At 69.5% G+C, this 9,779-nt stretch carries 13 protein-coding genes; 8 read left to right on the forward strand and 5 right to left on the reverse strand.

All coding sequences use genetic code 11. The annotated features are described in order from the left end of the window. Window positions 1-38 precede the first annotated feature (38 nt). The gene (locus A9X00_RS21520; protein ID WP_067158209.1) at window positions 39-920 is read left to right on the forward strand and encodes an LLM class F420-dependent oxidoreductase; all 882 of its coding nucleotides are present in this window, start codon (window positions 39-41) and stop codon (window positions 918-920) included. Continuing rightward, window positions 917-1,387 carry a nuclear transport factor 2 family protein gene (locus A9X00_RS21525; protein WP_067158169.1) on the forward strand — a complete coding sequence of 157 codons (471 nt, stop codon included), beginning with the start codon at window positions 917-919 and terminating at the stop codon, window positions 1,385-1,387. Before A9X00_RS21520 ends, A9X00_RS21525 begins: the two co-directional genes overlap by 4 nt. A gap of 24 nt (window positions 1,388-1,411) precedes the next feature. Here A9X00_RS21525 and A9X00_RS31445 read toward each other — a convergent pair whose 3' ends face one another. Beyond that, window positions 1,412-1,609, reverse strand: a complete 198-nt coding sequence (locus A9X00_RS31445; RefSeq protein WP_067158172.1) for a hypothetical protein — start codon at window positions 1,607-1,609, stop codon at window positions 1,412-1,414. Window positions 1,610-1,619: 10 nt separating this feature from the next. Here A9X00_RS31445 and A9X00_RS31450 point away from each other — a divergent pair, with 10 nt between their 5' ends. Both A9X00_RS31450 and A9X00_RS21540 read left to right on the forward strand, forming a co-directional pair. Then, complete coding sequence (locus A9X00_RS31450; protein ID WP_067158174.1) at window positions 1,620-1,841, forward strand: hypothetical protein; 222 nt, start codon at window positions 1,620-1,622, stop codon at window positions 1,839-1,841. A 373-nt stretch (window positions 1,842-2,214) separates the two neighbouring features. Continuing rightward, the gene (locus A9X00_RS21540; RefSeq protein WP_067158177.1) at window positions 2,215-2,448 is read left to right on the forward strand and encodes a hypothetical protein; all 234 of its coding nucleotides are present in this window, start codon (window positions 2,215-2,217) and stop codon (window positions 2,446-2,448) included. On the opposite strand, the gene A9X00_RS21545 is transcribed toward A9X00_RS21540, so the two are convergent. Then, the gene (locus tag A9X00_RS21545; protein WP_067158180.1) at window positions 2,449-2,877 is read right to left on the reverse strand and encodes an SRPBCC family protein; all 429 of its coding nucleotides are present in this window, start codon (window positions 2,875-2,877) and stop codon (window positions 2,449-2,451) included. It abuts the gene before it with no gap. Window positions 2,878-2,961: 84 nt separating this feature from the next. After that, on the reverse strand, window positions 2,962-3,519 hold the full coding sequence (locus A9X00_RS21550) for a hypothetical protein (RefSeq protein ID WP_067158183.1): 558 nt from the start codon (window positions 3,517-3,519) through the stop codon (window positions 2,962-2,964). Between the two features lie 235 nt (window positions 3,520-3,754). Here A9X00_RS21550 and A9X00_RS21555 point away from each other — a divergent pair, with 235 nt between their 5' ends. The 3 genes from A9X00_RS21555 to A9X00_RS21565 all read left to right on the forward strand — a co-directional run bounded on the left by A9X00_RS21555 (window position 3,755) and on the right by A9X00_RS21565 (window position 6,674). Then, on the forward strand, window positions 3,755-5,575 hold the full coding sequence (locus A9X00_RS21555; RefSeq protein ID WP_067158186.1) for a DUF4407 domain-containing protein: 1,821 nt from the start codon (window positions 3,755-3,757) through the stop codon (window positions 5,573-5,575). 119 nt (window positions 5,576-5,694) lie between these two features. Then, window positions 5,695-6,039, forward strand: coding sequence for a DUF732 domain-containing protein (locus tag A9X00_RS21560; protein ID WP_067158193.1), 345 nt, complete (start codon window positions 5,695-5,697; stop codon window positions 6,037-6,039). 182 nt (window positions 6,040-6,221) lie between these two features. Further along, a complete protein-coding gene (locus tag A9X00_RS21565; RefSeq protein WP_067158196.1) occupies window positions 6,222-6,674 on the forward strand; it encodes a hypothetical protein in 453 nt (150 codons plus the stop codon). Window positions 6,675-6,724: 50 nt separating this feature from the next. Here the strand turns inward: A9X00_RS21565 and A9X00_RS21570 are convergent, their stop codons facing one another. Both A9X00_RS21570 and A9X00_RS21575 read right to left on the reverse strand, forming a co-directional pair. Continuing rightward, the gene (locus A9X00_RS21570) at window positions 6,725-7,519 is read right to left on the reverse strand and encodes a DAPG hydrolase family protein (protein WP_067158199.1); all 795 of its coding nucleotides are present in this window, start codon (window positions 7,517-7,519) and stop codon (window positions 6,725-6,727) included. Further along, a complete protein-coding gene (locus A9X00_RS21575; RefSeq protein WP_067158211.1) occupies window positions 7,519-8,859 on the reverse strand; it encodes an FAD-binding oxidoreductase in 1,341 nt (446 codons plus the stop codon). Before A9X00_RS21575 ends, A9X00_RS21570 begins: the two co-directional genes overlap by 1 nt. Window positions 8,860-8,956: 97 nt before the next feature. On the opposite strand from A9X00_RS21575, the gene A9X00_RS21580 reads away from it, so the two are divergent. Then, window positions 8,957-9,682: an IclR family transcriptional regulator gene (locus tag A9X00_RS21580; protein ID WP_232006896.1), complete on the forward strand. Its 726-nt coding sequence runs from the start codon at window positions 8,957-8,959 to the stop codon at window positions 9,680-9,682. Window positions 9,683-9,779 lie beyond the last annotated feature (97 nt).

The following is a 9,779-nucleotide window of genomic DNA, read 5'->3' on the forward strand; positions in this document are numbered from 1 at the left end:
ACCACCACCTGTTAGCTTCGGTTGCCATGACGGCTTCCCTGAAAATCGGGGTTCTGGCGCCCGTCGCCGAGGGCGTCACCGCGGATCCGCAGTGGATGGCGAGCTTCGCGGGCCACCTGGACCGGTGTGGGTTCGAATCGATCGTCGTCGTGGAGCACACGGTGCTGGCCACCCGCTACGACAGCGTGTACCCCTACGACAGTTCGGGGCGGGTCGGGCTGGCCGCCGACTGCCCCATTCCCGACCCGCTGGACATGCTCGCCTTCTTGGCCGGGCACACCAGCCGGCTGCGGTTGGCCACCGGGGTGCTGGTCCTGCCCAACCACCACCCGGTGGTGCTCGCCAAGCGGGCGGCGACCGTCGATGCGCTCTCGGGCGGACGGCTGCGGCTGTGCGTGGGGGTGGGCTGGCTCAAGGAAGAAATCGAGGCGTGCGGCACGGAGTTCGACAGCCGGGGCAGGCGGGCCGACGAGCAGCTGGCGGTGTTGCGGGCGCTGTGGGCCGACACGCCGCAGGGGGTGTCGCACCACGGCGAGTTCTTCCACTTCGACGACGTCACGTGTTATCCCAAACCCGTTGCCGGGGAACGCCTTCCGATCTACATCGGCGGGCACTCCAAGGCGGCGGCCCGCCGGGCCGGGCGGTTCGGCGACGGCCTGCAGCCGCTCGGCGTGGCAGGTCCCGAACTCGGGGCACTGATCGCGCTGATGCGCGACGAGGCGTCGGCGGCGGGCCGGGACCCGGCGGCGCTGGAGGTATCGCTGGGCCACGCCGTCGCCAAGATCGACGCGGAGCGCGCCGGCGCCCTCGTCGATCAGGGGGCCGACCGGGTCGTGCTGTCGATGCCGCCGACCGCCGATATCGAGGAGGCCAAGGACATCCTGTCGGCGTGCGCCCAGCGGCTGTCGTTGAGCTCGTGACCCTCTCGGCGACCGACCGCGCGGCCCTCAGTGACCTGGTGCACCGGTATGCGGCCTATGTGGACGAGCGTCGATTCGACTCGGTCACAACGCTTTTCAGCGAGACCGCCGAGCTGACGGTGCCCGACCCGCCGGACGCGCTGGAGCCCGTCCACTGCCACCGCGGCCACCAGGCGATCGGCGCCGCGCTGGCCGCCGTCGCGGCCGTCACCCGCACCGAACACGCCATCGTCGGCGAGGTGTACGACGAGGGCGAACGGGGCGGCACCGCGGCCGGCCGCATCGCATGCGTCGCGCACCACTGGAGCCCGCGCGGCGACGAGGTGCTCGACGTGGTGTGGCACCTGCGCTACGACGACGAGTACCGGTTGACCGACGCCGGCTGGCGGATCGGCCGCCGGGCCCTGACCATCAACGCGATCGAAACCCGGCCGATCCGCCGATTGCGGCCGCGCGATCCCGCCTAGCGCGCGGCAATTCCGCTGCGAGCGTTAACTGGGGCAGACCTGCTTGACCCAGCCGTCGAGGGCCTTGTTGTTCTTCGTATAGTCCGGGTCATCGAAGTGGGCGCCCCCCGTGGTGACGAAGTGTTCGATCGCGTCCTTGACGGAAGCCGGCGGGTTGTATCGCTCCAGGGTGTCGGCGGCTTTTCGCGCGGCATCTTTATCCGACGCCGTAAGCAGATCCACGTTTGCCCCGGTGACATCGACGCATTGGCTTGAATCCAGGGTCGCGCTGACGGGCGCGGTTTCGGAGGTGGTATCGCTGGTGGCAGCGGGCGCCGATGTCGTAGCTGTCGACGTGGAGCGACTGCTTGCGGACGGGCTCGGTGCCGAACTCGTGGTTTTGCTGCTTGAGCAGCCCGCCATTAACGCTGTGGCAACAACGAGGGCCATAAACAACCACCGTCGGGTCATGTAAACCTCCAAGTCGGCTTGTATCTTCTATCCGCAAGGGACATTCGAGCTTCGCCCGCATGCGACGGGACGCCGTACCATAACCCGGATATGGCGATGCCGTTCACAATTTGAGGTTTCATTCATTTTGCCGAGCGGCGCCCGGCGGTCGAATTTGCCCGCCGAAGTTTAAGCGGGACCCGAATCGTCGCCCGAACGAATTGCTGCACGGCTTCAAGCTGGTGAAGTGGATCAAGGGGATAGATGCGGTGGCGGTGAAGCAGCGACAGTGCTACATGTAACGAGGGTCTCCAGCACGTCGAAGCCGTTTCCTCCGAAGGCATTTCGGGTAGCCGCGCAAGAGCGGGCGAACGAGAGAGACATCGGAGGAGACGTTCATGAGGCGCCGTGTCGAGGATGATCGGATGCGCTCCCCCGGGCTGCTCGTCGTGGCGGTGGCCGCCGTGGCGCTGGTGGTGTGCGTGACCAACTTCGCGCTCGGCGACGCCGGCGCGGGCGTTGGGGCCGCGATCGTTGGGTTGCTGGCCTTCGGCGCCGGGCTGGCGTGGCTTGCCATGGACCGCAGGCAGATCCGCGACGCGGAACGCGGCTCGGATACCGATCGGCCGTAGCTACTGCAGGTTGGCCAGGTTGTTGACCGAATTGCGTATGTCCGAGCGCAGCACCCGGGCGACGAGTCCCCCGACCGGCCCGCTGAGCACCCCGCCCTTCAGGTCCGCGGTGAGGTGAAGTTTCGATCCGGGATCGTCGTCTGAGATGGTCACCCCAACCCCGATCCGGATCCCCCCACGGCCCCGGCCTTGCAGCTCAACCGCTTTCGGTGCGTCGTAACAGGTGACTTCCCAGTGAATGACGTTGCGGAAGCCCTTGACCTTGATGCATGACGAAACGCGGGTGCCCTTCTCGATCGTCGAGGGAACCGGCCCGCGCCAGCCACCGAAAATCGTCAACCACTCGTCGAACCGGCGCAGGTCGGACGCCAGCTTCCAGGCGGTTTCGGGCGGCACATCCGACGCCACCGAAACATCTACTCGTGCCAAGGCTTTCTCGCTCCTCGTCGGACGGTCACGGACGTTGCCACCGCATACCCGCCCGTCCCGACGGGATAAACCCGACTCGGCCGGCTAGGGCCAGGCCTCCGCCAACTGGTGGGCCACATCGATGACTTGCGCGGCCTGCGACTGCGGCGAGTCGATCTCCTCCGCGACGTACGCGGCGATGAAGCGACGGATCTCGCCGTCGACGCCCGCCAGGATGCGCAGCACCTCGCCGCGGAAGGATTTCGACGACACGTTGACGGTGATGTCGGACGGACGCGGTTTCGCGACGTCGACGATGAGCAGCAGCGGCTCGGCGGCCCGTGCCGTGGCGCGCAGCGCGATGTCCCCGGAAACCACGAACCGCTGCTTGTCGAGCCGCAGGTCCAGCAGCAGGTCGAGGGCCAATGGGATGTGGATGACGAACGTGATCTCCTCCCCCAGCCGCCGGGTCACCTTGGGATCGTGGATCTTGACGTTGGCGCTGACCTTGGCGATCCCGCCGGGACCCTGGGCGATGGGCTCCATGGCGAACTCGTTGCCCGCGATGTCGGCGAACGCGGCGGCGACACGCTCGGGGGTGACCGCTACCTCGAAGAACCTGCGGCCGAACTCTTCGTAGGTGACATAATCGTGGTTTGGCATAGGCTTATACCGTCTCACGTCCCCTGCCGGAACCGTCGCTGATCTGCTCGCGTCGCAGCAAATTCGAGCCAGGCGTGGCCCCGGCCCAGGCTGGGCAGACCCGATGGGTATCACGAGGATGTGACCCCACACCCACCCCGTTGCGCTGTGAACATCACCACACGCGCGGCGCCTGGATTCGGTGCGCCGGCCGCCGGCCTGGGAGGCTGGACTGACTTGGAGGTGTTGAGAGCTGATGTGCGCCCAGGAAGCTACTGAGTCGCGCTCGTTCAGGTCCCGGATCGAGGGGCCGCTCACTTGGCTCGGCGGCGGGCACTGGCGCGAGGCCGGCGAACGCCACGAGCGGGCGACCCAGGCCGACGAGGCCCTGGCCGGCGCGGTCGTGTTGCTCGGGGCCGCGCTGGCGTGGCTGGTCGCGGGCCTGGCAGTGCAGGAGTCCACCCGCTGGCCAACGCTCGCCGTCGTGGCGCTGACGCTCGTCTTCGGCGTGCTGGTCGGCGCGGTGATCCGCGGCACGGCCGGTGGACCAGGACGGCGCTGGCCGGGCGTCGTGGCTCGCGGGGCCGTCGCGATCGCCGTCGGAGTCGTCGTCGGCGAGCTCGCCTCGCTCGTCGTCTTCGCCAGCTCGATCGACCACCGACTCGACGAACGTGCGCTGCGCAACGCCGACTCGGCGCCGGCCGTCGCGCAGGCGTCGGCAACGCTGCAACAAACCAAGGACACGCGCGGCGGCCTCGATCGCGCCGTCGCGCAGGCCCGCGAGCGCCAGGACCAGGCCCTGGTCGTGGCGCGCTGCGAGTACAACCCGACGCCGCCCTGCCCCCAGACCCGGATCACCGGCGTTCCCGGTGCCGGGCCCGAAACCCGAACCGCCAACGAGCTTCTCGCCGACGCGCAGCACGAACTGGACGACGCGTTGGCGACCCGTGACCGTCAGGCGCCGGAACTGGACGCCCGGATCGCCCGCGAGGAGCAGGCCCTAGCGAGGGCCCGTCAGGACGTCGCCGCGGACGCCGGCCGCGGGCTCGGCGCGCGCTGGGTCGCCATGAACGACGTCACCCGCGCCGGGGCCGGCCCGTTGGCGCTGCGGCTGGCGGCGATCACGTTCTTCGCGCTGCTGTGCCTACTGCCGCTGATCCTGCGGCTGTGGCGCGGCGAGACGACGCAGGACCGGCACGCGACCGCGCGGGCCGAGCGCGAACGGGCCGAACTCGAGGCCGAAACCGCGATCGCGATCAAGCGGGCACAGGTCCGCCGCGAGGCCGAGATCATGTGGGCCGAGCACCAACTCACCCAGGCCCGGCTCGCCATCGAGGCGCAGACCGAGATCGACCGCGAGCAGCAACGCAGGCGGGTGATGGACGCCCTGGAGGCACCGGTGCACGCGCCGTCGCGGCGCACGTTCGAGCCGGTGCAGGACGACATCTACCTGCCGATCGCGGCCGAGGCGGAGGCGGCCAGCCGGGCGATCACCCCACTGCCCGCCGCGCCGGAGCCCGAGGTCGAGCTGGCCCCCGAGGCACCCGCGAACCTGCCCGCGCCGGTCGAGCCGGGCGGCGAGGTCGAACCGCACGAGGAGCGGGCGACGCCGCTGATCCCGTCGCTTCCGGACGCCACCAAGGCCGCGGCCCGCTGGATCCGCCCGCTGGTCCCGCCGTTCGTCGCCCGGGTCATCGACAACACGACCCAGCCGCTGCGCACCGCGCGTCACGTGTTCGAAGAGGTTGAGGAGATCACGTTCGCGCTCAGGCGCACCCGCAAGGTGACACTGGACTCGGAAAGCACCGATGCCGGTGAGCAGGCGCCGCGGCGCTCGACGGCCGACGAAGCCCCGGCCGCGACCGCGCGGATCCCGTCTTCGCGCGGCGACCGCGGCCGGGGCACCCGCCACGGGGTCGGCGCCCACCCGCGACGCCCGGGGCGCCCGATCGCCGCGAAAGACGTCGAAGGCCGGACGCTGGCAGGCCGGGAGCGCGAGGCCGAGTTGACGCAGCGGGAGGGGCCCGGCGAGCTGCGTGCGCCGGAAGGCCCGCGGCAGTTACCGCCCGGCAAGTGACGCCGGCTGCGCGGCGTGCCGGGCGCTCGGATTTTTCATCGCGCGGCCAGCTTCCGTTAAAGTCCCGTTGGCCGCGACGGATGGCGGCCCCGGCCCCGCTTTGCGAGAATCACGGAACTATGAGACTCGTACTGTTGATGGCAAGTGCCGCCCTGGTGATCGGCACCGCCGCCCCGGCGTACGCCGACCCGGACGCCAAGGATCAAAGCTTCCTCAACGCGCTCACCCAGGCCGGATTGACCTACCTGAACGCCGACCGTGCCGTCACCGCCGGCAAGCAGGTGTGCAAGTCGGCCGACGACGGCATGACGGGCGAGGAAATCGTCAAGAACCTGCAAGAGAAAAACCCGGGGTTCCAAGGCCCCGGGGCCGCCAAGTTCGCGGCGATCGCGGCCTCGGCGTACTGCCCCGAAAAGCTGACCCAAACCGAGGAAGGCGAAGCGCCGAAGCCCGCCGGCGCGTAGCGAAGGGCCGTTTCGTTCGAGGGCCCGACGGCGCCACCGCGGTGCGCGGCCACGGTGCCTGATCCGCGCGAAGGTATGATCCTCCGGATACGACGGGGGAAGGATTTCGTGGATCTCGAGGCGGCGGAGATGGCAGGGCAGGGTCTCGCGGTGCGAACCGCCGACGTGATCGCGGCCCCGGCGTGAAGATCAGCCTGTTCCTCGCGGACGCGGCGCAGGCCGACGTGCAGTCCGGGAAGGTCCATGCCCTCGGGCTCGGATGGCGGCAGTGCCAAACACCCACGCCCGCTTTCGCTTTGGTGCTTTTCCTGGACATCGACTGGGACGAGACCAACAAACCGCACAAGTTGTCGTGCCAACTGTTGACCACCGACGGTGACCCGGTGGTGGTGATGGGAACGCAAGGGCCACAGCGGATCTCGTTCGAAGCCTCGGCGGAGGCCGGGCGACCCCCGGGGGCGATCCACGGCACGTCGGTTCGGATGCCGCTCACGCTCAACATCCCCGCCGGAATACCCCTGGAGCCCGGGCTTTACGAGTGGCGCGTGGAGGTGCAGGGCTTCGAGCAGGCCACGACCGTCGAGGCGTTCGTGGTGGTCGGCGCCCCGCACCAGCCGGCGGCGCCGTCGGTTTGACGTCCAAGCCCCACTCGAGAAGCGTGTTGCCAGTGGCACTCTCGCGACGACTACTCGGCGCCGAAGGCGCCGTAGAGCTCGGGCAGGAAGCCCGCCAGGTGGTTCATCTCCTGCGCGCAGTGCACCAGCAGGTTGCGGGCGGTCGCTTCCGAGGTGCCCAGCACCCGCGATGCGATCGGGCGCACCGCCCGCGACGCCACGCCCGGCGCGTTGCGCACGGCGATGTGCGGTCCGCCCATCCAGAACCGTGACCGCATCTCGGCGCCGCCGGGCGTCGAGCGGATGTGGTGGATGAACCATCCCGCGTCCACCGGCGCGTCGCCCGACCCCAGCCGGGCGCAGATCGACACCGCGTCCGCGCTGTCGGGCGGGCAGCCCAGGGTCCCGGGCTCGACGAATTGGATTGCGGCGTTGAGCAATGTCGAGCCGATGTACTCGCTGATCATCGACCAGCGGTCGATGTATCGCTGGTCGTCCTGCCCGTCCTTCCAGGCGGCGGACAGGTGCGCCCGCGGGTGCCACAACTTGTAGCGGCGGGTGTCGCAACCGTGCCACCCGAACCACCACGCCCACATCGCGGGGCTGACCCCGGGCATGTCGGTGCGCACCGACACTTGCAGGCTGCCGTCCTCGAGGATGCCGTAGCCGTTCTCGGTCTGCTGGTAGCCCTCCTCGGCGACGGTGGCGGCGTCGTCGAACGCCAGCAGCGCCATCCCGCCCTGCGGGCCGTTCTGTAGCGCCTCGACGACATGGGTTGGCAGCGGGGCCATTTCGGGCTTGAAGAACTTGCCGAACGGCGTGTTGACGTCGTCGTCGCGGTAGCCCAGATACAACTCGCCGGCCATCAGAGCCTTCCCATCCAACTGTTGAACAAGCCGTCGGGGTCATAGGTGGCGCGTGCCTTGTCCAGGCGCGCCATCGCCTCGTCGGTGGCGAACTTCGCCGGCCGGTTGCCCAGGTTTTCGTCGGCGAGCTGAATTCCGGTGGCCAGGTGCGACATCGCCGCCATGTTGGATCCGGCCCAGTCGCCATACTTCTCGTCGTCGGCGGCGTCCTTCCACGAGCCGTAGAGCGCCAGGTAGATCTCGTCTTCCACGCTGTAGGCCATGTCCTGGCGGGGCGGGGACGGTCCCCAGTTCAGCCACAGGAAGTGCGACGGGGGCGGCGGCATGGTTTGCAGGATCGTCCGGATGCCCGGCAGCAGCTCCTCGGCGGACGCGGAGGTCCACATGTTGTCGGCCGTGTAGCGGTGGTCGTTCAGGTAGTGGGTCATCACGGCGGTGTACCAGGTGGGCAGGTCGCTCGGCATGTACGGGACGGCGACGAGCGCCTTGTCCACGACGGGGCAGGTGCCGATGATGGCGAGGGCCTGTTGCGCTTCCTCTTCCGAGTCGGCGAACGCGGGGGACGCGAACCCGATCGCGGGGCTGTCGATGCCCATCTCCGGCAGGCTGCGCGTGGCGATGGCCTGCATCTCCACCCGGCGGTCGACCTCGGCGCTGATGCTGCGGGCCCAGCTGTAGACCTCGTCGGCGACGTCCCACGGATAGACGTAGACGCTGGTGCCGCACACGGCCGGGCGTGGATACAGCTTCAGGTAAAAAGACGTGACGACCCCGAAGAATCCCGGGCCGGCCCCGCGGGCGGCCCAGTAGAGATCGGCGTGATTGTCTGCGTCGCAATGGATCTGCTCGCCGTCGGCGGTAATGACGTCCAGGCCGACGACGCTCTCGCACGCCGGGCCGTAGACGCGGCTGTTCCAGCCGTAGCCGCCCTGGAGCAGATAGCCGCCGACGCAGACGCCTTTGCAGTGGCCGCCGGGGAAGAACAGGCCCTGCTCCTCCAGCTCGGCCATGAGCGGGCTGCCGCCCTTGCCCGGCCCGACCACGGCGAGCCCCTTGTCGGCGTCGACCGTGACGTGATCCAGGCGGCCGACGTCGAGCAGCACGGCGCCGTCGCGCAGATGGCTGGCGGCGAAGCTGTGCCCGCCCGACACGATGCTGACCTGGTGCCCGTTGGACTTGGCGTAGCGGATGCCGGCGACGATTTCTTCGGCGTCGACGGCCTGGACGATCACCTCGGGGTAGCGCTCCGGCACCCGCTCATGCCAGACCGTGCCGCGCCGCGCGGCCTCGTATCCGTCGTCGCCCCGGAAAAAGTGCCGGCCGGCCGGTAGCGCGCCCATGTGGAGCTCCTTTGATCCGCATTTCGGGTCTTTGTAGTCCGCGATGCGGATCACTATAGTGGACGCGTGCCGAATAAGAGTGGCTAAGGGGAAAATTTTGCCATCCGATCGCGACGAAGGAATTCAGGTCCTGCGGCGGGCCGCGGCCGCCCTGGACGAGATCGCCGCCGAGCCGGGGCGGTTGCGACTGGTCGACCTCGGCGAGCGGCTCGGGCTGGCCAAGTCGACGGCTCGCCGCCTGCTGGTCGGCCTGGTGGAGGTGGGCTTGGCGCACGTCGATGCCCAGGGACACTTTTCGCTCGGCGACCGTCTGTTGAGTTACGGCGGGGCCGACGGGGAACAAATCGCGGCTATCTTCCGCCCGACGATCGAACGGGTGGCGCGCGCCACCGACGGCGAGACGGTCGACCTCTCGATACTTCGGGGCCGGCGGATGTGGTTCGTCGACCAGATCGAATCGCCCCACCGGTTGCGCGCGGTCTCGGCCGTCGGCGTCCGGTTCCCGCTGGCATCGACCGCCAACGGAAAAGCGGCCCTCGCGGCCCTCGACCCCGCGGAGGCCGACGCCGTCATCGCTCGGTTGGGCCACGAGGTGACCGCGGCGCTGCGCGACGAGGTTGCCGAGATCAGGCGCATCGGTGTCGCTTTCGACCGCGACGAACACACCCCGGGAATCTCGGCCGCCGCCATCGCGCGGCGCACCGCCGGCGACACCGTGGTCGCGATCTCGGTGCCGGCACCCACCGAACGCTTTCGCGAAAAGGAGCAGCGCATCCTCACCGCACTGCGGGCGGCGGCCGCCTCGCCCGCATGGACGCGGTGATCTAGCGCAACGGTTGGCTGGCGACGGCCGCGGTACCCCCCGGGCCCCCCGCCGCCGCCCAGTCCCTAGCCCCCCCTCAGCAACTCACCCCCCCCCC

It is taken from the genome of Mycobacterium sp. 1245805.9 (assembly GCF_001672915.1).
In the GTDB taxonomy this organism is placed as follows: Bacteria; Actinomycetota; Actinomycetes; order Mycobacteriales; family Mycobacteriaceae; genus Mycobacterium.

Coding starts and splice junctions, on each gene's coding strand:
- A9X00_RS21550 (WP_067158183.1), bottom strand. CDS start 3,519: ATGCCAAACCACGATTATGTCACCTACGAAGAGTTCGGCCGCAGGTTC.
- A9X00_RS21540 (WP_067158177.1), top strand. CDS start 2,215: ATGAGGCGCCGTGTCGAGGATGATCGGATGCGCTCCCCCGGGCTGCTC.
- A9X00_RS21560 (WP_067158193.1), top strand. CDS start 5,695: ATGAGACTCGTACTGTTGATGGCAAGTGCCGCCCTGGTGATCGGCACC.
- A9X00_RS21570 (WP_067158199.1), bottom strand. CDS start 7,519: ATGGCCGGCGAGTTGTATCTGGGCTACCGCGACGACGACGTCAACACG.
- A9X00_RS21555 (WP_067158186.1), top strand. CDS start 3,755: ATGTGCGCCCAGGAAGCTACTGAGTCGCGCTCGTTCAGGTCCCGGATC.
- A9X00_RS21575 (WP_067158211.1), bottom strand. CDS start 8,859: ATGGGCGCGCTACCGGCCGGCCGGCACTTTTTCCGGGGCGACGACGGA.